This is a genomic window from Flavobacterium sp. K5-23 (assembly GCF_023278045.1).
Taxonomy (GTDB): Bacteria; Bacteroidota; Bacteroidia; order Flavobacteriales; family Flavobacteriaceae; genus Flavobacterium.
Genome location: NZ_CP056783.1, coordinates 2794564 through 2816495 on the forward strand (window position 1 = coordinate 2794564; position 21932 = coordinate 2816495).

Consider the following 21932-nt stretch of genomic DNA (forward strand, 5'->3'; position numbering starts at 1 on the left):
ATAAAATATGATATCATATTTCCATAGAAGAAAAGGTAATTTAGGTACTTGTGAAGACAGCTTAACAGCAGTTGTTTTTGACACATTGAAATATTTACCTACAGAAATGTTTTGGTCTATTTTAAAACGGTCATTGTATTATGATAAATTGCCAACAGCTGCAGGAGATTTATTATCGATTTCATTTTGGGATAAATGGAAGGCTAAAGACACTACTAATTCTAATTTTGTTGAACCTGATGTCTTTTTACGATTCACTGACTTTGATGTCATTATTGAAGCAAAAAGATTTGACGAGAAGCAACAAAGTGGAGCTCAAATGAAAAATGAAATTCAAGCATATTATAATGAATTCAATCAAGATGACAAGACATTATATTTTATTCAATTAGGAGGGTTACATCATAGAAACGATGAATTAGATTTTCCTTTTAAAGATAAAAACGTTGTGATTTGTAAAACCAACTGGACAAAATTATTAGAACAAATAGTATCTGAAAATAATAAAATTAAAAACAGTGGACTTACTATTTTATCAGCCTACAACCGTATTCTTGAAGATTCAATCAGTGGTTTTGCTCTTCACCAATATTATAAAAAAAGATGGTTGAAAAACTTAACAATTAAATCAACTATAGAACTTCAACCCTTAGAAAAACTATTTTCTTATGCAACAAAACATAAATAACACATTACAAGAAGTACGTAAGGCATATCGCCTTTTATTCGATTACCAAACAAGAGTTTTGGATTTGATAGGATTTATTGGTAGTTCTTTTAACTATGATTACAATGGTGGTTTTCCGAAATTTAGTAACTCTGCTCCAAATAACGGAAAAGGAAGACTAACCTTATGGGCTTGGGATTGGCTTAATATGTATTTTTATGAATTCAACTTTGTTACAAAAAAGGATAAAATTGGTTTTGCTGTTTTTTTAGTAAATGATACTGGATATTTTCAGAAAAACAAAGAAAGTAAAATTAGCAAGACTAAAGTTAGTGCCTTTGACGCAGTTGAAAATTCTAAAACAAAATTAATCTTTGTGGTTGGCAAAAACACTTGGGATGGATGGGGAGCTAATTGGGATAATGATAATTTTATTTTAGAAGAGGAAGGACAAAAAATATCGGATGATAAAGTAATGCTTTTTAAAAGTTATTTATTAAATGATTTTTTTGATGAAGAAAATGCAATTGAAAAACTAAAAGATTTTGAAAGCTATTGCAAAAGATTTGATGTGAATTTTAAATACAGAGAAAAAACGGTATAATAAAAACAATAAAAATGAGTCATCAATCCGAAGCGATATTAGAAAATAACTTAATCAAGCAATTAGTTGGCTTAGATTATATATCTGTAAAAATACAGGACGGTGATGCATTGGTTGCTAATCTACAAAGTCAACTCGAAGTTTTTAACGAAACCACTTTTACTCCCAAAGAGTTTGATGCCGTTTTGAACCATTTGGCCAAGGGAAATGTTTTCGACAAAGCCAAAACCCTAAGAGACCGTTTTCAATTGACCAAAGACGATAGCACTTCGTTTTATGTTCGCTTTTTCAATACAGAAGACAACAGTAAGAATTTATTTCAGGTAACTAACCAAATCTCGCTTGAAGGAAGTTTTAAGAACCGTTATGATGTGACACTTTTAGTCAATGGATTGCCATTAGTCCAAATAGAACTGAAACGTTCAGGAATCGAAATCAAAGAAGCCTTCAACCAAATCAATCGCTATCAGAATCATTCGTTTTGGAGCAATCACGGTCTGTTTCAGTACGTGCAATTGTTTGTAATAAGCAATGGAGTGAATACTAAATATCTAGCTAACAACAAGCTACAGTCAGTAAAGCAAACCTTCTTTTGGGCTGATGCCAATAACAAAAACATTACCGAGCTAACCGAGTTCACAGCGGCTTTCTTGAACCCTGAGCATTTGGGTAAAATGATAGCGCATTATATCGTGATTAACGAAACCCATAAAGTGATGATGGTGTTGCGACCGTATCAATATTTTGCCACGGAAGCCATTATTCATCAAGTTAATAACTCTAACGATAACGCTTACATCTGGCACACTACAGGTTCGGGTAAAACCTTAACCTCATTCAAGGCAAGCCAGATTTTGATGGAATTGCCAGAAGTTCACAAAGTCGTGTTTGTAGTCGATAGAAAAGACTTGGATTATCAAACTATGAACGAATTCAATGCGTTCAAGAAAGACAGTGTAGATGTAACTGATAATACACAATCCTTAGTAAGGCAATTAACCGATAATACGAAGCTGGTCTTAACCACAATTCAAAAACTGAACAATGCCGTTTCGGAACGTTTTGCTGGTAAAATTGAATCTTTACGACATAAGAAAATCGTATTTATATTTGATGAATGCCACCGTTCACAATTTGGGGAAACCCACGACCGTATTACTAAGTTCTTTGAGAAAAGCCAACTATTCGGATTTACGGGAACACCCATATTTGCTGACAATGCTTCTAAAAATGAAATGGGAAAGCGCACCACCAAAGATTTATTTGGAAACTGCCTGCATAAATACGTCATTACCGATGCTATAAGAGATGAGAACGTATTGCGTTTTGGGATAGAGTATGTAGGGAAATACAAAAACAAGAGCAAAGCTTTTATCGACATTGAAGTAGAAGACATTGACAAAAAAGAAGTGTTGGACTCTGAAAAGCGAATTAATAAAATCGTTGACTATATCATTGCCTATCACAATCAAAAAACTTTTAGTAGAGATTATTCGGCACTTTTGGCAGTAAGCAGTATTGATAACGTGATTCAGTATTACGACCTTTTTCAGCAGAAGAAAGAAGCTGGAGAACACGATTTGCGAATAGCTACTATTTTCACTTATGGTACTAATGAAGATTCAGACGAAGCAAAAGATTTTCTACCAGATAATTATGATGATATTGGCATAGCTGCCGAACCGCAAACAATTTATAAATCCAAACACACCAGAGACAAACTCGAAAAGTACATAGGAGATTATAACACAATGTACGGTACTAGTTTTTCAACCAAAGACAGCCAACAGTTCGAGAATTACTTCAAAAATATAAGCCAACGTTTAAAAGACCGTGAAAAGGAACACTTCAATCACGAGAAAGAACGTTTAGACATTGTTATCGTTGTAAATATGATGCTTACGGGCTTTGATGCCAAAAAAGTAAATACATTATACGTTGATAAAAACTTGAAGCAACACGGCTTAATTCAGGCGTTTTCAAGGACTAATAGAATACTAGGTGAGCAGAAGTCACAAGGGAACATTTTAGCGTTTAGAAACCTTAAAAAAGCCACTGACGAAGCGATTACTTTGTTTTCGAATAAAGATGCCATAGAAGTGGTAACAATGCCTGATTATGAGCGAATAGCGGAGAAGTTTGACGAAGCATTGAAACTCTTAAGGGAAGTTGCTCCAACCTATCAAAGTGTCAATGATTTAGAAAGCGAACAAGACGAAGCACAATTTGTTCAAGCCTTCAGGAAATTGATGCGAGCGATGAATGTATTGCAATCCTACACTGATTTTGATTGGGAGGATTTACTGATAGAAGAGCAGGAATTTGAAGACTATAAAAGCAAATACTTAGACTTGTACGAGAAGGTTAAACGAGATACTGAAAAGCAAAAGACTTCCATACTGGATGACATAGATTTTGAGTTAGAGTTAATCCATAGAGACCAAATAAACGTTGCTTACATCCTGAAATTAATAGCTCAATTGAAAGGAGTCAAAACTTCGGAAGCCAAAGCACAACGAAAAGCCATTATTGATTTATTAGGAGGTGATATCCAACTAAGAAGCAAGCGTGATTTAATCCAGAAATTCATTGATGAGAATATGCCGTTCATTAAAGATGGCGATAACATTGACGATGAGTTCGAAAAATTCTGGCAAGACCAAAAAGTACTCGCATTAGGCAAACTATGTGATGAAGAACACCTTGACAAAGCACAATTCAAAGCCTTAATTGACGCCTATATCTATAGTGGACGTGAGCCTATAAAAGACGAGGTCTTTCAGTGTTTAGACAATAGACCTAGTATTCTGCAAGCGAGAGTTATTGGAGACCGCATAATCGCAAAAATGAAGGAGTTTGTGGAAGTGTTTGTGAAGGGAATGATGGCTTAGGGAGATGGTTAGTGTTAAACTAAATAAGAATATAAACTTCATTGCAACAGGTTTTTAGAGAGGCATTGCTAGGGAAACATCTAAAATAAATAAAGTAAAGAGTTAATCTATTAAAGTTAACTTAAAAGTGAATAATAATTATTTCTTATCCAGAATAGTGAGACTCCTTAATAATATAAATCAAATTCAACAAGTACTATATATCATACTTTTATGGTGATAACTTTGATTTGATGTTACTTTAAAAAGGTATAGTTTTGTTAAATAATAAACTTACAGGTTGATTTTATGAAAATAGTTGTTACATTTGTACCAGATTTATATGCGTTTCATCTTCCAAATTTGGAATTCGATGAATTAGAACGTGTTTTGGATGAATGGGAAGATCCTTTATTTTTGTTTGAATTTTTTTCTGATAATGAAGCTGACTTAAATGGGGAGTATACTATTGAAGAAGCTATTGAAAAAACAAGAAATGAAGTAAAAAAATTCAGAAAAAGAATGTTGGATTTAGCAAGTGCAACACCAAGTAGACTTAATGAGTTTTTTCAAAATTTACACAATCAAGAATACAAACAAACGATACTACCAAAACAAAAAGCGAGACAAAATTGGCTTCGATTGTATGCCTTAAAAATAATTGATGAAAATAAAACTTTCTATGTTATAACAGGTGGAATGATAAAACTCACTGGCTTAATGGAAGACAGGCCTCACGGAGCATACGAAAGGAACAAAATAAATCAATGCAGTGATTATTTAAAAGATTACGGTGTTTATGATACTGATTCTTTTATTGAAATTTTCTTTTAATTATGGAAAACAAAAACACAAAAAAATTTCTTGACTTAGTTTCTAATAAAGAATCCGGTTGGCTTGAAAAAGCCAAATGGCGTCAAGAAAACGAGGATTGGTTAGACATTTCTTTTAGTATAGCGGTAAAAATACTTTCTGCCCTGAAATCAAACAAAAAGGCTGATATTTTCCCTAGAAATCAAAAAGAATTATCGGAGGCTATGGAATGTTCTGCTCAATACATCAACAAACTATTGAAAGGAAAAGAGAATTTACAAATTGAAACTATTTGTAAAATACAACGCATTTTAAAAATCAATTTAATTGAAGTCCCAAAAGTAGAAATCAAAAACACAATATTTTATGAGGTTTTTAATACTTTAACAAACAAGATAGAATTGAGTCATTGGTCTACCCAAAATTCACTTTCCTATCAGAATAATGAATTTGAAAAAGCAAATATTAATCAAGAACATTCTCAATTACAGGTTGCCTAATGGAAAATAAAGATCAGATTAGTTTTGGATTACGTAAAATCACTACAGAACAATTTGCTGTCATTGAAAGAGCTTTTGACGAAAAGAATGACAACATTGAATTAGTTACAAATTTGCGTTTTGGTTTAAATATTGAAAAAAGAATAATAACTCCTCTTTTATCAATAAACTTTAGCCAAAACAAGAACCCTTTTCTTTTATTGGAAATAGGTTGTCATTTTGAAATCATAAAAGAACATTGGGATAATTTATATCATAAAGACAATAATGAGATTAAGCTACCAAAAGGTATCGCGTTACATCTTGTAATGTTAAGTATAGGCACATTAAGAGGTGTTTTACACGCTAAAACAGAGAACACCTTTTTTAATAGATTCTTAGTACCTACTCTCAATGTAAATGATTTAGTCAAAGAAGACATTATCATAAATACTAATGATTTAATTATAAAGGAGTAAAATAAACAGGTTCAATATAAAATAAAATTTAATTACGTTGCAACTATTTACTTCTTAGCAACATACTTAACTACTTAAACACCTCTAGTCTAGCTTCCAGTAAATCAAAATATTTACCTTTCATATCGTCTGACAGAAAAGAAATTTCAAGCAATTCCTTCCATTTTGGAGTTGCTTTTTTTATTTGTTGCAGAATATTAGCTATTGTTTTTTCATTGAGCTGCAGTCTTTCTTTAGCATAATAATCTACAAAATCAGCTGCTTTTAAATTACTTTTTTTTCCTTTTAATGTTAGTGCTATTTCTTCTTCAGGGTTTTTAATGGATATGGTCGAATTTAAGAAATCGTATATAGGTGTGAGCGTTGTTTTACCGTTTTTAGTAATTAGCGAAAAGTTTTTCAAATGCATATCCTCATTTCCGGTTACAAAGCAAAAAAGAATTCTTTTGAAAAAATCGGCTTTTTCAATAGCAGGAAAGGAACAATATTCATCAAGTACTGGAATCAATTTTTCCATTGTAAAACGATATTTTGTGTCTCTTGTATTCCCAGTTAATTGAGCAAAATCTTCTGTTGCGAACTTACTTCCTTTACCGTAACGGTCAAAACGTTTTATGAAATAAGACAAACTACCATCTTTGCCATATAGCATCCCGTGAAATGGAACTTCTAAACCAAACACTTTTGCCATTCGCATCGTTACATCTTCATTTTCCGGTAATTGTGGAAATAAATCATTTTGTGGTTTTATGATGTAGGTTCCAAATTGATCCACAATTTTAAATTCTTGATCCACTATTGAAATAGCAGCACTAAGCTTTGGCTGTACCCCCTGAATGGATAGCTTTTTAGCTCTATTTGCGGCTTCCTGACGAAGTTCAACTGCTGTATAGGGTAAATCATTTAAATAAGTCAGTTTTGGAGCTATCATTCGAAGTCCTTTTTCACTGTACTTATCCGTACCACACAAATCATACGTAATAGGACATCTATTCATCTTCCATCAATTTAACCGTTACTGCTCCTACTAAATCATTTCCCGTTGCTATCAGTTGAGAGAAATAATCTTTTTTATCAATTTTCACAATACGTAGCAATCCCTCTAGCATTACACCCTCAGGCAATAGCCCTTCAAAAAAAGGAGGAAAGGATGTATAGCTATATTTATTGTGACTTGTAGGCATAGTCAATGAAACCGCTTCTCCGTCATAATTTTCATTATACTCAAAATGATAGTCGTTAGCAGCAATTTCCGTTAAAATTCCAGCTCTTTTTCCGTGTGCAAATACAATTGCTCTTCTCATAATTATTTATTTAAAGGACTTTTGAATTCCACTTTAATATTTAGCACTCGGAGTACTGCAAAAAGATTGTTCAAACGAACTGTTTCTTTATTTTTTTCAATATCAAAAACAGTAGTCTTACCTACTCCAGCTAAGTCGGCTAGTTCAAGTTGCGTCAATCCTGCTTTTTTTCGATGGTCTTTAATTAAAGCGCCTAAATCAAAATCGTCCATTATATACTGTTTTAACGGTAAAAATATACAATTTAATGATACGTACGGCTTAAATTATTGAAAACTTTATTATTTTACTGTTATGGCAGTAAAATAATTGGTAAAAAGTAATATAGCATATATTTCAAAGAAAAAAAGGGATATTTACCGTTAAGGCGGTAAAATAAAACAAATAAATCTTACTGCTTATGAACTAGTTGAATAAAAGAACCTTTAATGAACCATATAAAAATGTTTGCAATTTGAAAACTTTTTTATACATTTGACAAATGAATATCATAAGCCGAAATACAATAACTCATTATACCGAAAAATATCCAAAGGCAAAAAACCAGTTATTAACTTGGTATAATGAAATTCTTAAAAAAGATTTTGAGAATTTCAACGAGTTAAAAGAAGTTTATGGAAACGCAAGTTTGGTCAACAACCAGCGAGTAGTTTTTAATATTAAAGGAAATGATTATAGATTAATTGCATCATTTAATTTTAGACGCAAAATTTGTTATACTATTTGGTTTGGCACACATTCCGAGTACGATAAAATTGATGTTGAAACAATAGAATATAAAGACAATTTATAACTTATAATAGATAGAAAAAATGAACTTGAAAGTAATAAAAACAGAAGAAGAACATAAAAAAGCCGTTACACGAATTATAGAAATTTTTCATGCCGAACAAAATACGCCCGAAGATGACGAGCTTGGAGTATTAGCCGTTTTGATAAAAGATTATGAAGACAAGTACCATCCAATGCCTGAACTTGACGCACTAGAAGTAATCAAAATAAAAATGAAAGAAATGGGTATGAAAAATAAAGATTTAGAACCTATCATAGGGAGCAAAGGACACGTTTCGGCAATATTGTCAGGCAAGCGTGAAATTACCTTAAAAATGGCTCAAAAGCTTAAAAACTATTTTGGTATTCCAGCCGAAGCATTTTTACATAATGCCTAAAACATATTTATGGTAATTATGCCCTTTAAGAAAAAAACAAGCTTTTAGATTACATATTGATTTTAATAGCAATAAATACTACTAATTAGACAATATCTATCCATCTTTCGTAAACCTCTACCCTTCTAACATCTATTAATAAAGAGAAATTAGATATTGTTTGAAAAATAAAGTAAACTAATATATTTATATAAACTCCTCAAAAATTTAATGTAAATTTTTGAGGAGTTTTTTAATGTTTCTATTCTTTCAAAATGAATCAAGTTTTTTTAATCCGACTTTAACCAACCCGTAATACTCATTCTAGTGTTTTGGGTAACCAAAACTTCGTGTTCCAGCTCGTTACTTTTAAAGAAAACAGTTTTTCCGTGAGTGGGTGATATTTTCTGGTTGTTCCCTTCTAAATGGATTAAAAGTTCCCCACCATCGCTTTCCTGCCAATCTTTATTTAGGTAACTTATCATAGAGTACTTCCTGCCTGAATTGTTTTTAAACTGATCAAGATGCTTTAGATAAAAATCACCTTTTTCATACAAAGCATAATGAAACTCATAACTTGTAATTCCGGCATAACAACTTCGATTCAAATAAAGAATAAACTCTTCTATAAGTTCAAAAAATTGAAGTTCGAATGGATTATTATTCTTTTTATCTAGCCAATAAATGGAATCACTCCTAATTGCTGAGTCATAAGAAACAACTTCTGAGCTTCCTATTCCCGCTGCCATAAGCAAGCTCTTCTGCTGCAGATTGAGAATGTTTTGTTTTAAATTATTAGCCAATTCATCACTCAAAAAAAATTCTGACATACCTACTTTATTATCTATATAAGTAGTTATCAAAGCCTCAAAGCTATTTTCCATAAAAGTTTTATTGCCTGCAAAGACGAGCAACGACGCAAGGTAGACTAATAAAACCACACTTAGGTTTTTATCTTTCTGAGCCATTTATTTTGTGATTTAAATTACTCGTCAGATTTATACTTTCTGAAACTTCAGCCAGTTCGTATTACATAACAATACTTCATAAAAACGAAATATTACATTTTAATTTTTACCTCAAAAACTAAATTAACCTGTTAATTTTAAAATAATTACACCCTGAAAATTCGTGAAAAACACTAACTTTATTGTATGAAAAAACATTTCAACATTATTATTGCTGGAGCTGGAGGAATTGCTGAAGCAGCCGGATTGTTACTGATGGAATGGAGCGAAGTCACTCCTACTCTATTTATTGGAGACCGAAACTTTTTAAAAGCTAAAAAAGTAGCACAATGGATTGAAGAAGGCACCACAAAACCCTGCTCTGTAAATGGGTTTCATCTTGATGACAAAAATTTGACAGATGAAATGAAAGCCATATTTGATAAAGGCGCAATTATTTTGGACTGTTTGCCTGGGAGTGCGGCTCCAAGAATAGCAAAATTTGCCAAAAATCACGATTTGCATTATGCCAATCTAACCGAATACATTAAGGAAACAGAAGAAATAATGAATCTCGCTAAAGATTCGAAAAAAGGTTTTATTCTACAAACAGGCTTGGCTCCTGGTTACATAGACTTATTAGCCAATGCCCTTTTTCAGGAATTTTGTCACGATTTCAAAGTGGAGAAAGTGGACAAGCTTGAGTTAAAAGTGGGAGCGCTTACGAATCACGCCGTTGCTCCTCATTATTATGGTTTTACCTGGAGTCCTGTGGGTGTTGCAACTGAATACTTAGAAGATACTGTTGTAGTCAGAGATTATAAAAAAACAACGCTTCCCTCACTATCCGAAAGAGCCACTATAATAATTGATGGCATCGCTTATGAAGAGGATCTTACCTCCGGTGGCGCTGCAGATTTACCGGATGCTTTGTCAGGCAAAGTACGTACTCTTGACTACAAAACTTTACGACATCCTGGACATTATACCTGGGTTCAAGAACAACTTAATCAAATAGGAAATACTGCGAACCCAATTAAAGAACTGCAACAAGCAATGGAAGCAATAGTTCCTCACAATGAAGATGACCAAATTGTTTTATATGCTGCAGTTGAAGGCAAAGATAGTCTAGGTATTTTACGAAGACGCGAAGTCGCCAAGAAAATACTTCCTCAAAAAGTTGGGAAACACCAATTGAGAGCTATACAGACCACTACAGCCGCGCCCTTAGTGCAAGCAGCTCAGCTATTATTAGAAAATTCCCTCAGTGGTGCAATTCTTCAAAGTCATATCGATGCAAAGGCTTTTTTGAATGGAAATTACATAGTAGCAGTTTATGGAAGTGTATAGCCATTTATATATAAACAAACCTTCTAAATATTAAGTGCATTTTTTGTATTTTTGGCTTTTGAGAACAAACCCAATCTTTATATTATCTAAATAAGCATCTCTTATAAATGAATACCTATTACCTACACAACGGAATTGAAAATAGTGGTCCATTTGGGCTAGAGGATTTAAAAAATAAAAGAATTACAAAAACAACTCCCGTATGGTGTGAAGGAATGGAAGATTGGAAATCCGCAGGTGAAATCGAAGAATTAAAAAGTATTTTACATGCAATCCCTCCGCCTCTTAGAAATGCAGTTACAACTCCCCCAATTCAGTCTCCTGAAAAAAAAACAGTTAACCCAATGATATTGGGTATAAACCGAAAAGTGTTTTTTATGATTTTTGGGTTTTTATTGTTAACTATCGGTACTGTTATTTTTAATGTTTTGCAAGAAAACAGAAGAGCTGAGTTTGAAGCCAAGAACAACAAAACTGAACAAAACAATCAACAATTTAAACTACAGCAATCAGAAATTGAAGAACAAAAAACCCTAATTGCCGAACAAGAGTTGATGGATGCCGAAAGAATTAAAAAGGAAAGGAAACTTGAAATCAATGCCAAACTCTTAGAAATTCAGAAAACAATAATTGAAAAACATACTTATTATGAAGATTCAAAAAACAAACTTACTGAAGCTTCAGTATTTAAGATTTTAAGAACTACTGATGAGCGAAATGAGGAAATTAGCTTAATTCAAAACGACATTCAATACTGGAAAAAGGAGATTGAAAAATTAGAAAACGAAATGAATCTTTTAAATTTAGAATTAGAAAGGTTGCATTAGTCTTTAAGTTTAGAGTTTTAATAATATTATTAAAATAATACAAACAAAACTTCACTTGAAAAACATCCTTAATTATCCAAAAAACTGACCATCTACATAATACCAAACTCCATCAACTTGCTTGAAAGTTGAAAGTTCATGATGCACCTGAGAATTTTTTCTTTCATCTAAGAAAAAGGCTTTGAATTCAACTGTGTTTTCGGAGGTATTAATAACTTCTAGTTTAAGCCATTCATTACTAACGGCCCAATCTAGAATATCCTGCTTCGAATGGTGTTTTTGCTCTTCTACATAAGTGGTTTCAACCAAATAATCAACCGAATGAGTGGCGTAAGCAGAATAACGGGAACGCATTAATATTTCAGCAGAAGTTGCTGTTATACTGCGTTCTATATAAGGTTCGCAACAGTTTTTAAAAAGGGTTTCAGAACCACAGTAACATTTTAAATGCGTCATTTTTAAAAATTTTGGATAACTAAATATTGTTATTCAATATCAGGATTAATCTTTTGATGCAATTGATTCAATAAAACCTGATACCGACTGATTTCCATCAGATCTTCATCTTCATCTGAAAAATCAAGTAATTCGTCTAATAATTCACTCACCTCCAGCAATTTATTATTAGCATCTTTATTTTGCTTGTTAGCAATAAAATCAATTATTTCCTGCACGCTATCTTTTAAAACAGTGAATTTATTAGTCTCCATATTATTGTTTTTTGTCAGCTGAATTTGTTTCATTATATTTTTTAACAATTTGCTTTAATTTTTCCTTACGTTGTACCTCCGCTAATTTTGCTTTATCTTGTGCTTTATGCAACTTATCGTTATGTTTTTTAATATTTCTCTCATTATTTCTACTCATAACTATCTAATTTTAAATTCTTATTAATGTATTTACAAAGACTTCTTATTTTAATACAGTCTGCGTCTAGTGTTAAACTGACGCAAAGTTCGTCATTTTTACAAGATATCCTATGTTTTCAATACCCAAGAATTAATTTATCATCTCATTACAATAAATTCAGTATCTCATTACTTCAATTTAAACTGCTTTTTTCTTATAGGACATTATAATCTAAAAGGGAGATCATAAAGCCTTAATGGTAAAAAACTATTATTTCTGATAATCAGTCTTATAATATAATTAAAGGAATAAAATAACATAGTCTTTATCTTATATTTTTTTCGTATTATTGTATATTGATGGTGTCTTTTTTTTATATTATAAATCTTATATTAAGAATTATGCTATCAAATAGAACATTCCTATTCTTTGTTTTTTAATACATATATAACTTTTTTAAGTTTAAAGTATATTTTTTTTTAAAGTTCCAAAACCTTCTAAATAGTTTTTTATGGTGTCAAAATCTAATTGGTCCAACTTTACCTCCTGGTTTTTAACTAAACCAAAAACTACTGGGCTTTTAGTATTCCTAATCTTATGGATAGTTGTAACATTTGCTGTTTTACAAAGGTATCAAGTAGTTAAGGAAAACGAACATATTCAAATGAATAGCACGCTTAAAGTGGTACAGCAGAATATTGAGCAGTCTTTAAGAAACAGTAATACCACAGCATTGTCTCTAGCACTAACGATAAACGACAATGGAATTCCAGAAGACTTTGAATATTATGGAAAACAGTTATTAGAATCAAATCATAGTATTGACGTAGTGCAGTTAGTTCCTAAAGGAATAATTAAATACATCTATCCTTTAAGTGGTAATGAAGCTGCCTTGAATTTCAATATTTTAAAATCCCCTTTGCATAAAAAAGAAGCTATAAAATCGATTGAAAATCAAAAAATGTATTTTGCAGGACCTTTACAATTAAAACAAGGCGGTATTGGTATTGTAGGTCGCCTTCCTGTCTACAAAAAAAATGTTTTTTGGGGGTTTTCTGGCGTTGTAATTAAATTAGAAACCTTGCTAAAAAATTCAGGGATTAATGAAATTGACAATTCTAAATATTTTTTTCAATTTGCAAAGAAAAACCCTTTAACATTACAAGAAGATTTTTTTCTACCTGCAAAAACTGATTTCGCTGATAACCATTACGTATCGGGAATGATTCCAGATGGAGACTGGAAGATATACCTCGTGTCAAATAATCAATACTATTTATACTCTCAAGTATTACCATCTGCTATATTAGGGTTTATTTTAGCAATCTTATTTGGTTTTTTTATAACTGTCCTTTTAAAAAAACCTGCGGAATTGCAGCTATTAGTAAATCAACAAGCAACAAAACTGTTGAACAGTGAAATAAAATTCAAAACTATTTTTGACAATGCCGCCGTGGGAATTGCACATGTAGATACAGATTCAGGTAAATACATTGAAATTAATAATCAATATTGCAAACTATTAGAATACTCTTCTCAGGAAATGAAATTGAAAAATTTCCAATCCCTAACTCATCCTGAAGACTTGGAATTGGATTCAATGAATTTTGATAAACTAAAGAAAGGCACCATTAATGAAATCAAGGTTGAAAAAAGGTATTTCACTAAGTCAGGTGGCACAGTTTGGGTAAATCTTATGGTGTCCCCACTTTGGAAAACCAGCAAATCACCTGCTACTCACATTTCAGTAATCGAAAATATTACACAAAGAAAAGAATCAGAAGAATTGCTTAAAAAAAGCAAAATACGTTTTAAAAGTTTATTTGAAAACTCCCCTATTCCATTATCAGAACAGGACTTTTCAAGTGTTAAAAGGTATCTTCTTGAATTAAATCTTATAAACGAGAGTACTGAAAAAGTTGTTGCTTATTTAAATGAATATCCGGAGGTAGTGAAAGAATGTATTTCTTTAATAAAAGTAATAGATGTTAACTTTGAATGCATTCAACTTTATAAAATAAAACATAAAGAAGCATTAATTGACAATCCAAATTTGTTGTTTGAATTTGAATCTGATTCAGATTTTATAAAATTATTAGTTGCCATTACTCAAGGTAAAACTCAATTTAATGTTGACACTAGAATATTGAACACTGATGGAGAATATCATGATATCAATTTAAGATGGAATGTTATTAAAGGCTACGAAAAATCTTTAGATCGTATTATTATTTCAACGATAGATATCACGGCAAATAAAATTTCGGAAAAAATTATTCTTGATTCACAAAAAAGAACAGAATCCATTATTAATACAGTTGATGGAATCGTTTGGGAATTTGATATTGAAAGCTCTTCTTTTACTTTTATCAGTAAAAAAGTAGAGGAGATATTAGGTTACCCATCTGAAGAATGGATTGCTGACAGCAATTTTTGGAGAGATCATTTACATCCAGACGATCAGGAATGGGCAATAAATTATTGCGATGAAAAAACGAATGGAAATTCAAATTTTGATTTTGAATATCGAATGATTAATAAAGAGGGCAACATTGTTTGGTTAAAGGATATTGTAAATATTGTATTCGAGAATAAAAAGCCTAAAAGCTTGCGTGGTATTATGATTGACATAACTAAAGCAAAAGAAATTGAGAATGACTTAAATAACTCTTTTAATTTAGTTACTGAACAAAACAAGAGGCTTTTGAATTTCTCCTATATAGTATCGCATAATCTAAGATCGCATACGAGTAACATTGAGTCGATTACTAATTTAATTGAAACATCTGAGACAAAGGAAGAAAGAGACCAAATGATCCAATTATTGAAAACAGTCTCTGATTCATTGAATGAAACTATGTACAACCTAAATGAAGTGATTAATATTCAGGCAAATATAGGTCTGATATCTGAATCATTGAATCTAAAGCGCTATATCGACAATACAAAAACTGTCCTTTCAGAACAAATAGCATCAAAAGACGCTTCTATTATTTCAACTATTACTAGTGATGTTGAAATAAATTACAACCCTGCTTATCTGGAAAGTATATTACTTAACCTTATATCAAATGCACTTCGTTACAGGCATCCTGATCGGAAACCGGTTATTGCAATCACTTACTATCAAGAAAACGATAAGAATGTGATTCAGGTTTCTGATAATGGAATTGGAATAGATCTTATCAAAAATGGCGATAAAATATTTGGAATGTATAAAACATTTAGCAATAATCCTGAATCAAGAGGCATTGGTCTATTTATAACAAAAAATCAAATTGACGCAATGGGAGGAAAAATCACTGTAAAAAGCGAATTAAATATAGGTACCACTTTTAAAATTTATATTATATGAAAAAAGGCTCAATATGGGTTGTAGATGATGATACAATTTATCAGACTATTGTTGAAAAAATTATTGAAAAATCGGATTCTTTCACCACGATTGACTCTTTTAATAATGGAAACTTAGCAATTAATTCATTGAAAATTTCAATAGAAGAGAATAAAATATTACCGGACATTATTCTTTTAGATATAAATATGCCACTAATGAACGGTTGGGAATTTATGAACGAATTGTCATTAATCAAATCTCAATTAAATAAAAAAATTGCTATTTACATCGTTAGTTCATCTATTGCAAAGGAAGATAAAGAAAAATCAAAAACGTATTCAAATATTTTAGGTTACCTTTCAAAACCAGTAGTTATGACCGATTTGTTAATGATAAGCTCTCTTAATTAAATAAAAATATTGTGTTTTAATTCCAAAATCCTTATATTCAAGTATAATTACCCTAAAAGCATATTATCCAGATTTCAACAAATTGTTTTAATCAATTAGTAGTAAATTAATGAAATTTGCTGCTAATTGGTCATTTATGTTTTTTTCTCTGATAATGCATCCCTCTCTTCCCGTTAATAAAAAAAAGAACTTTAAAATCATCTCATTTCCCATTTAAAGATGAAAAGAAAAAATCCTTATAATAATTATTACATTTAAACGAATATTTAGGTTATTTATAGATAAAGCAAATTTATCTCGTTTTTTATTCATAGCTTTGATTATCAGAACATTAAGCTGAATCTAACCGGCTGTATGGTATATTAAGGAAATTCACCTACAAAAAAAATCTTAAACCCCAAATAAAGATTTTTACCTTAAATTAAATATATCAAAAGTCTGACTTTTATGAATTGACAAATTATTATTGTTTTATTGATTTTTTTTTCAAGCTAAAAACAATACTAAATTTTAAATAAATTCTAAAAGCACCTACCTTTTAGATGAAATCCAATGTGAGAAAAGACGCCTCCAAAATCTCACGTTATGAATCAAACTTTTTTATTTGTTTGATTTATTGAAGTTGTTTATTCATTTTATTAAAAAACTTAATTAAAAGAACTACTAAAACTACTTACCCCCTATTCTTCTGGTTTACCAGAACTTTATAAAAATTTTAATTGTATCCAAAATATTAATCCGTTAAAAGTAAAAACGCTTTTAATAATCTTTCTATTCAAAATTGAAAATCATTGACTACTTAGTCTATTGATATACTATCAAATTAGTTTCTAACGATTTAAAATAAATCAATATGAAAACAAACTTTACACTTTCGAAAAAATTATTTACGTTTTTGGTATTATGTTTCCTTAATTATTCAACTATATACTCCCAAAAAGTGCCAGTTGACATACCTTTAAACGGATTTCTGATAGATGGGCAACTCAAAGCAAACACATCATTAGATGGGAAAATTATTGGTGACTGGTTGGATGGAGCCTCAGGAAAAGGTGTTTTCAAATCCACACCGCAATGGGAAGCATATAATTCAGCAACTACATATAGATTTAAAGATTTCTATAAACCTTCAAGTGATAGTATATTTACAGGTGGAGGAAAGTTTAATCAAGACCCAAATACGGCTTGGAAATGGACTGCTGGAAATGCTGCAGGTAAAGGAGATATAAATAATGTTTTAATACACTTAGCAAACGGACCAAATAAAAATGATCAAACTAAAACTGATCAGTGGTTGATTATTGCAAGTGACAGATTAGAAACAAATGGAACAAGTTATATCGATTTTGAATTTTTTCAAAACACTTTGAAAACGAATTCAAATGGATCGTTTTCTTTAACAGGTTCTGCACCTAATACAGGAATTGATGGAAGGGCTGTAAATGACATTTTACTTGCCGTTGAATACTCCAATGGTGGTAGTATTGCAACTGTAAAGTTTTATTTATGGAAGGGTACTGATTATATTTTACAAACAAGTATTGATGATGCTGATAATGCTTTTGGACAAACAAACCTTGTACCTGCGAGTACATTAAACGGAGCAGCATTTGGATTGGATCAATATTCCCCTTTTCAGTTTGTTGAAGCCGCAATAAATATTACACATTTTTTAAATATTGCTGGAGATTGCTCTGAAGGAAGTTTTGGGTCACTATTAGTTAAAACAAAATCTTCAAATTCACCAACAGCGGCATTAGATGATTTTGCAGGCCCCTATCCTATAAAATTAGTACTTGGTAAAGCGGAAATTATTGGAGGTGGAGCATATTGCAATATAGCTGGCTCTTCAAAACAACTAACAATTAATGGTGTACAGGGCGGAACTTTTACAACATCCTCTAATGACTTGAGTATTACTGGGTCTGGTTTAATTGATATAGCTAAAAGTAAACCAGGTATTTACACTGTAACTTATACATTTATCACAGGAGGATGCGAAAAAATTGTTACTACAACAGTAACAGTGAATGCCCTGCCGACAATTACTGGTACACTAAGCGTGTGTGTAAATTCTACAACAACATTGACTGGGTCAGGAACTGCGGCTACATCAAATCCATGGGTGTCATCTGATCCCTTGAAAGCCACTGTTTCTTCAATAGGTGTGGTTACAGGTGTGTCTGCTGGCACAACTGTCATTACTTATACTAATAATAATGGTTGTCAAAAAACAGTTACGGTAACGGTAAATCCAAAACCCGCAATTACAAATATGACGGCATCAGCCATATGTACTGCAGGGACATTTATTGCAACTCCTGCAAATGGGACTAATGGTACTGTGCCTTCAGGAACAACTTATAGCTGGACTGCTCCTAGTGTAACAGGAATTTCAGGAACAACAGTAGGAACTGATGCAGCAAATATCAGCGGAACATTAACCAATTCGACAAATGTTCCGATAGATGTGGTATACACAGTAACCCCGAAATCAGGAACCTGTACCGGAAGTACGTTTACAGTTAAGGTAACAGTGAATCCTAGCTTAACATTAGGAGCTTCAAGTAAAACCGATGTAAGTTGCTTTGGTACAAATACGGGTTCTGTAACGGCGGGAACTGTAACAAACTCATTTGGAACTGTAAAGTATTCATGGAAAAATGCTAGTGATACTGTTGTTGGAATTACTGCTACGGTAAATAATCTTCCTGCTGGCACATATACTTTGACCGTAAAAGATGATTGTTCTAGTCATTCTAATTCAGTAACCATTTTTCAACCAAGCGCCGCTTTAACTGGAACTCTTGCCTCTACGGACGTGACTTGTTTTGGAGCCAAAGACGGTACTATTACAATCAGCAACATTGCCGGTGGGTACGGAACTTATGAGTACAGCATCAACGGTGGTACTTCTTGGGAAGCATCCGGTAATTACACCGGTCTTGCCAACGGAACTTATAATGTGCAAATAAGAGACAAAGGAAAACCAAGCTGTGTCCATACATTAAACGGAACTTTGCTTATCGAAACACCAAGCGCCGCTTTAACTGCAACTCTTGCCTCTACGGATGTGACTTGTTTTGGAGCCAAAGACGGTACCATTACAATCAGCAACATTGCCGGTGGGTACGGAACTTATGAGTACAGCATCAACGGTGGTACTTCTTGGGAAGCATCCGGTAATTACACCGGTCTTGCCAACGGAACTTATAATGTGCAAATAAGAGACAAAGGAAAACCAAGCTGTGTCAATACATTAAACGGAACTTTGTTTATCGAAACACCAAGCGCCGCTTTAACTGCAACTCTTGCCTCTACGGATGTGACTTGTTTTGGAGCCAAAGACGGTACTATTACAATCAGCAACATTGCCGGTGGGTACGGAACTTATGAGTACAGCATCAACGGTGGTACTTCTTGGGAAGCATCCGGTAATTACACCGGTATTACCAACGGAACTTATAATGTGCAAATAAGAGACAAAGGAAAACCAAGCTGTGTCAATACATTAAACGGAACTTTGCTTATCGAAACACCAAGCGCCGCTTTAACTGCAACTCTTGCCTTTACGGATGTGACTTGTTTTGGAGCCAAAGACGGTACCATTACAATCAGCAACATTGCCGGTGGGTACGGAACTTATGAGTACAGCATCAACGGTGGTACTTCTTGGGAAGCATCCGGTAATTACACCGGTCTTGCCAACGGAACTTATAATGTGCAAATAAGAGACAAAGGAAAACCAAGCTGTGTCAATACATTAAACGGAACTTTGTTTATCGAAACACCAAGCGCCGCTTTAACTGCAACTCTTGCCTCTACGGATGTGACTTGTTTTGGAGCCAAAGACGGTACCATTACAATCAGCAACATTGCCGGTGGGTACGGAACTTATGAGTACAGCATCAACGGTGGTACTTCTTGGGAAGCATCCGGTAATTACACCGGTCTTGCCAACGGAACTTATAATGTGCAAATAAGAGACAAAGGAAAACCAAGCTGTGTCAATACATTAAACGGAACTTTGTTTATCGAAACACCAAGCGCCGCTTTAACTGCAACTCTTGCCTCTACGGATGTGACTTGTTTTGGAGCCAAAGACGGTACTATTACAATCAGCAACATTGCCGGTGGGTACGGAACTTATGAGTACAGCATCAACGGTGGTACTTCTTGGGAAGCATCCGGTAATTACACCGGTCTTGCCAACGGAACTTATAATGTGCAAATAAGAGACAAAGGAAAACCAAGCTGTGTCAATACATTAAACGGAACTTTGCTTATCGAAACACCAAGCGCCGCTTTAACTGCAACTCTTGCCTCTACGGATGTGACTTGTTTTGGAGCCAAAGACGGTACCATTACAATCAGCAACATTGCCGGTGGGTACGGAACTTATGAGTACAGCATCAACGGTGGTACTTCTTGGGAAGCATCCGGTAATTACACCGGTCTTGCCAACGGAACTTATAATGTGCAAATAAGAGACAAAGGAAAACCAAGCTGTGTCAATACATTAAACGGAACTTTGCTTATCGAAACACCATCTGCAGCTGTAAGTGCAACGGCTATTATAATAAATAATAATAATTGTACTGGATGTAGTAATGGTTCTATAGACCTTACGGTTACTGGAGGAACAGCTCCTTACACTTTCTTATGGTCTAATGCAGCTATAACAGAAGATCTTTCAAACTTATCAAAAGGTTCATATAGTGTTGAAATTACAGATGAAAACGGTTGTATAGCAAACTATACTTATGATATAACCGAGTCAGGTATCGCTTTAGTAAAAACAGCTGTAGTTGGAGGAAACGGTGGTGTTGGTGATATTATTACCTATACGTTTGCCGTAAAAAATACAGGAAATGTAACCATAACCAATATTAAAATCACCGATATCACTAAACCTTTGATTGCATTAACTTTCTCTAATAATACGATTGCTACATTAGCTCCTGGAGAAACTAAATCTATAACAGGAACCTACACTATAACACAAGCTGATATTGATTTAGGTTATGTTGAAAATTCCGCCTTGGCTGAAGGTGAAGATCCTGAAAGAAAACCTGTGCGAGATGTATCTGGAACAACAGTGGATAACGATACCCCTACCGTTACAACTTTAACTCAAAATCCTGGTTTAGTTGTTATAAAAGAATCTCCTACTCCATTTTATAGTTCTGTTGGCGATATTATTAACTATACTATTGAAGTGAAAAACACAGGAAATGTTACTCTGTATCAAATAACTGTAAAAGATCCATTGACATTATTGGATAGTATTATTGAAAGCTTAGCTCCTGGTGAATCTAAGGTATTCAATGAAACTCATACGGTAACTCAAAGGGATAGAGAAGAAGGTTTTGTGACAAATGTAGCAACAGCACATACAGTAGCCCCAAATGGAACTATTTTAGATCCCCAAGATGATGAAACAGTATTTGCTGCAATTGTTTTAGGTTGTGGATCTATTACGGTTCACAACGCATTCTCGCCTAATGGTGATGGAATAAACGAAACTTTCATAATTGATAACATTGATGATATCCTTTGTTATCCAACCAATACGGTAGAAATATACAACCGTTGGGGAGTATTAGTTTTTGAAACTAATGGATATGATAATGTAAATAAAGTGTTTAGAGGTTTCTCTGAAGGTAGAACTACAGTTAGTCAATCTTCGGGATTACCAACAGGGACTTACTATTACATCTTAAATTATACTTCGATTACAGGTACTGATCAAATTCAAGCCAATAAAAAAGACGGGTATTTATACCTAACTAGATAAATCTAACATTACCTGAGGGCTATAAAATGCCCTCAGGTTTATAAATAGTCA

General features: G+C 32.8%; 20 protein-coding genes. 13 read left to right on the forward strand and 7 right to left on the reverse strand.

What is annotated here, in order from left to right:
* Positions 1-7 precede the first annotated feature (7 nt).
* The 6 genes from FLAK523_RS12145 (at position 8) to FLAK523_RS12170 (ending at position 5912) form a co-directional block, all read left to right on the forward strand.
* The gene (locus FLAK523_RS12145) at positions 8-688 is read left to right on the forward strand and encodes a hypothetical protein (RefSeq protein ID WP_248903770.1); all 681 of its coding nucleotides are present in this window, start codon (positions 8-10) and stop codon (positions 686-688) included.
* The gene (locus tag FLAK523_RS12150) at positions 669-1271 is read left to right on the forward strand and encodes a hypothetical protein (RefSeq protein WP_248903772.1); all 603 of its coding nucleotides are present in this window, start codon (positions 669-671) and stop codon (positions 1269-1271) included. The genes FLAK523_RS12145 and FLAK523_RS12150 overlap by 20 nt, the downstream gene beginning before the upstream one ends.
* Before the next feature lie 14 nt (positions 1272-1285).
* Positions 1286-4162, forward strand: coding sequence for a type I restriction endonuclease subunit R (locus FLAK523_RS12155; RefSeq protein ID WP_248903774.1), 2877 nt, complete (start codon positions 1286-1288; stop codon positions 4160-4162).
* 288 nt (positions 4163-4450) lie between these two features.
* Positions 4451-4975, forward strand: coding sequence for a hypothetical protein (locus tag FLAK523_RS12160; RefSeq protein ID WP_248903776.1), 525 nt, complete (start codon positions 4451-4453; stop codon positions 4973-4975).
* A gap of 2 nt (positions 4976-4977) precedes the next feature.
* Positions 4978-5454, forward strand: coding sequence for a helix-turn-helix transcriptional regulator (locus FLAK523_RS12165; RefSeq protein WP_248903778.1), 477 nt, complete (start codon positions 4978-4980; stop codon positions 5452-5454).
* Positions 5454-5912 carry a hypothetical protein gene (locus tag FLAK523_RS12170; protein WP_248903780.1) on the forward strand — a complete coding sequence of 153 codons (459 nt, stop codon included), beginning with the start codon at positions 5454-5456 and terminating at the stop codon, positions 5910-5912. Before FLAK523_RS12165 ends, FLAK523_RS12170 begins: the two co-directional genes overlap by 1 nt.
* Before the next feature lie 70 nt (positions 5913-5982).
* On the opposite strand, the gene FLAK523_RS12175 is transcribed toward FLAK523_RS12170, so the two are convergent.
* The 3 genes from FLAK523_RS12175 to FLAK523_RS12185 are packed head-to-tail and all read right to left on the reverse strand — an operon-like array spanning position 5983 to position 7428.
* Positions 5983-6909: a HipA domain-containing protein gene (locus FLAK523_RS12175; RefSeq protein ID WP_248903783.1), complete on the reverse strand. Its 927-nt coding sequence runs from the start codon at positions 6907-6909 to the stop codon at positions 5983-5985.
* Entirely contained in the window at positions 6902-7216 is a 315-nt protein-coding gene (locus FLAK523_RS12180; RefSeq protein WP_248903786.1) for a HipA N-terminal domain-containing protein, read from the reverse strand. The genes FLAK523_RS12175 and FLAK523_RS12180 overlap by 8 nt, the downstream gene beginning before the upstream one ends.
* A 2-nt stretch (positions 7217-7218) precedes the next feature.
* Entirely contained in the window at positions 7219-7428 is a 210-nt protein-coding gene (locus FLAK523_RS12185) for a helix-turn-helix transcriptional regulator (protein WP_248903788.1), read from the reverse strand.
* Between the two features lie 269 nt (positions 7429-7697).
* Between FLAK523_RS12185 and FLAK523_RS12190 the strand changes: the two genes are divergently transcribed.
* The gene (locus tag FLAK523_RS12190; protein ID WP_248903789.1) at positions 7698-8009 is read left to right on the forward strand and encodes a type II toxin-antitoxin system HigB family toxin; all 312 of its coding nucleotides are present in this window, start codon (positions 7698-7700) and stop codon (positions 8007-8009) included.
* A gap of 19 nt (positions 8010-8028) precedes the next feature.
* Positions 8029-8385 (forward strand): type II toxin-antitoxin system HigA family antitoxin, encoded by a 357-nt coding sequence (locus tag FLAK523_RS12195; RefSeq protein ID WP_248903791.1) that lies wholly within the window; start codon positions 8029-8031, stop codon positions 8383-8385.
* 269 nt (positions 8386-8654) lie between these two features.
* On the opposite strand, the gene FLAK523_RS12200 is transcribed toward FLAK523_RS12195, so the two are convergent.
* Positions 8655-9332 (reverse strand): 2OG-Fe(II) oxygenase, encoded by a 678-nt coding sequence (locus FLAK523_RS12200; RefSeq protein ID WP_248903793.1) that lies wholly within the window; start codon positions 9330-9332, stop codon positions 8655-8657.
* A 186-nt stretch (positions 9333-9518) separates the two neighbouring features.
* Between FLAK523_RS12200 and FLAK523_RS12205 the strand changes: the two genes are divergently transcribed.
* Both FLAK523_RS12205 and FLAK523_RS12210 read left to right on the forward strand, forming a co-directional pair.
* Positions 9519-10661 (forward strand): saccharopine dehydrogenase family protein, encoded by a 1143-nt coding sequence (locus FLAK523_RS12205; protein WP_248903795.1) that lies wholly within the window; start codon positions 9519-9521, stop codon positions 10659-10661.
* A 107-nt stretch (positions 10662-10768) separates the two neighbouring features.
* Positions 10769-11488, forward strand: coding sequence for a DUF4339 domain-containing protein (locus FLAK523_RS12210; protein ID WP_248903805.1), 720 nt, complete (start codon positions 10769-10771; stop codon positions 11486-11488).
* Between the two features lie 72 nt (positions 11489-11560).
* Here the strand turns inward: FLAK523_RS12210 and FLAK523_RS12215 are convergent, their stop codons facing one another.
* From FLAK523_RS12215 to FLAK523_RS12225, 3 genes are read right to left on the reverse strand one after another with little or no spacing between them, the layout of a single operon-like run.
* A complete protein-coding gene (locus tag FLAK523_RS12215) occupies positions 11561-11944 on the reverse strand; it encodes a YchJ family protein (RefSeq protein WP_248903807.1) in 384 nt (127 codons plus the stop codon).
* A 29-nt stretch (positions 11945-11973) separates the two neighbouring features.
* Positions 11974-12198, reverse strand: coding sequence for a hypothetical protein (locus FLAK523_RS12220; protein ID WP_248903809.1), 225 nt, complete (start codon positions 12196-12198; stop codon positions 11974-11976).
* 1 nt (position 12199) lies between these two features.
* A complete protein-coding gene (locus FLAK523_RS12225; protein WP_248903811.1) occupies positions 12200-12355 on the reverse strand; it encodes a hypothetical protein in 156 nt (51 codons plus the stop codon).
* 493 nt (positions 12356-12848) lie between these two features.
* Between FLAK523_RS12225 and FLAK523_RS12230 the strand changes: the two genes are divergently transcribed.
* From FLAK523_RS12230 to FLAK523_RS12240, 3 genes are all read left to right on the forward strand, one after another.
* Positions 12849-15692, forward strand: coding sequence for a PAS domain-containing protein (locus tag FLAK523_RS12230; RefSeq protein WP_248903814.1), 2844 nt, complete (start codon positions 12849-12851; stop codon positions 15690-15692).
* Positions 15689-16084 (forward strand): response regulator, encoded by a 396-nt coding sequence (locus FLAK523_RS12235; RefSeq protein ID WP_248903816.1) that lies wholly within the window; start codon positions 15689-15691, stop codon positions 16082-16084. Before FLAK523_RS12230 ends, FLAK523_RS12235 begins: the two co-directional genes overlap by 4 nt.
* An 853-nt stretch (positions 16085-16937) precedes the next feature.
* Positions 16938-21881, forward strand: coding sequence for a gliding motility-associated C-terminal domain-containing protein (locus FLAK523_RS12240; protein WP_248903818.1), 4944 nt, complete (start codon positions 16938-16940; stop codon positions 21879-21881).
* Positions 21882-21932: the final 51 nt, after the last annotated feature.

What these genes read in the sequence shown, in the direction of transcription:
- FLAK523_RS12145 (WP_248903770.1), top strand. Translation starts at nt 8, where the DNA reads ATGATATCATATTTCCATAGAAGAAAAGGTAATTTAGGTACTTGTGAA.
- FLAK523_RS12150 (WP_248903772.1), top strand. Translation starts at nt 669, where the DNA reads ATGCAACAAAACATAAATAACACATTACAAGAAGTACGTAAGGCATAT.
- FLAK523_RS12155 (WP_248903774.1), top strand. Translation starts at nt 1,286, where the DNA reads ATGAGTCATCAATCCGAAGCGATATTAGAAAATAACTTAATCAAGCAA.
- FLAK523_RS12160 (WP_248903776.1), top strand. Translation starts at nt 4,451, where the DNA reads ATGAAAATAGTTGTTACATTTGTACCAGATTTATATGCGTTTCATCTT.
- FLAK523_RS12165 (WP_248903778.1), top strand. Translation starts at nt 4,978, where the DNA reads ATGGAAAACAAAAACACAAAAAAATTTCTTGACTTAGTTTCTAATAAA.
- FLAK523_RS12170 (WP_248903780.1), top strand. Translation starts at nt 5,454, where the DNA reads ATGGAAAATAAAGATCAGATTAGTTTTGGATTACGTAAAATCACTACA.
- FLAK523_RS12175 (WP_248903783.1), bottom strand. Translation starts at nt 6,909, where the DNA reads ATGAATAGATGTCCTATTACGTATGATTTGTGTGGTACGGATAAGTAC.
- FLAK523_RS12180 (WP_248903786.1), bottom strand. Translation starts at nt 7,216, where the DNA reads ATGAGAAGAGCAATTGTATTTGCACACGGAAAAAGAGCTGGAATTTTA.
- FLAK523_RS12185 (WP_248903788.1), bottom strand. Translation starts at nt 7,428, where the DNA reads ATGGACGATTTTGATTTAGGCGCTTTAATTAAAGACCATCGAAAAAAA.
- FLAK523_RS12190 (WP_248903789.1), top strand. Translation starts at nt 7,698, where the DNA reads ATGAATATCATAAGCCGAAATACAATAACTCATTATACCGAAAAATAT.
- FLAK523_RS12195 (WP_248903791.1), top strand. Translation starts at nt 8,029, where the DNA reads ATGAACTTGAAAGTAATAAAAACAGAAGAAGAACATAAAAAAGCCGTT.
- FLAK523_RS12200 (WP_248903793.1), bottom strand. Translation starts at nt 9,332, where the DNA reads ATGGCTCAGAAAGATAAAAACCTAAGTGTGGTTTTATTAGTCTACCTT.
- FLAK523_RS12205 (WP_248903795.1), top strand. Translation starts at nt 9,519, where the DNA reads ATGAAAAAACATTTCAACATTATTATTGCTGGAGCTGGAGGAATTGCT.
- FLAK523_RS12210 (WP_248903805.1), top strand. Translation starts at nt 10,769, where the DNA reads ATGAATACCTATTACCTACACAACGGAATTGAAAATAGTGGTCCATTT.
- FLAK523_RS12215 (WP_248903807.1), bottom strand. Translation starts at nt 11,944, where the DNA reads ATGACGCATTTAAAATGTTACTGTGGTTCTGAAACCCTTTTTAAAAAC.
- FLAK523_RS12220 (WP_248903809.1), bottom strand. Translation starts at nt 12,198, where the DNA reads ATGGAGACTAATAAATTCACTGTTTTAAAAGATAGCGTGCAGGAAATA.
- FLAK523_RS12225 (WP_248903811.1), bottom strand. Translation starts at nt 12,355, where the DNA reads ATGAGTAGAAATAATGAGAGAAATATTAAAAAACATAACGATAAGTTG.
- FLAK523_RS12230 (WP_248903814.1), top strand. Translation starts at nt 12,849, where the DNA reads ATGGTGTCAAAATCTAATTGGTCCAACTTTACCTCCTGGTTTTTAACT.
- FLAK523_RS12235 (WP_248903816.1), top strand. Translation starts at nt 15,689, where the DNA reads ATGAAAAAAGGCTCAATATGGGTTGTAGATGATGATACAATTTATCAG.
- FLAK523_RS12240 (WP_248903818.1), top strand. Translation starts at nt 16,938, where the DNA reads ATGAAAACAAACTTTACACTTTCGAAAAAATTATTTACGTTTTTGGTA.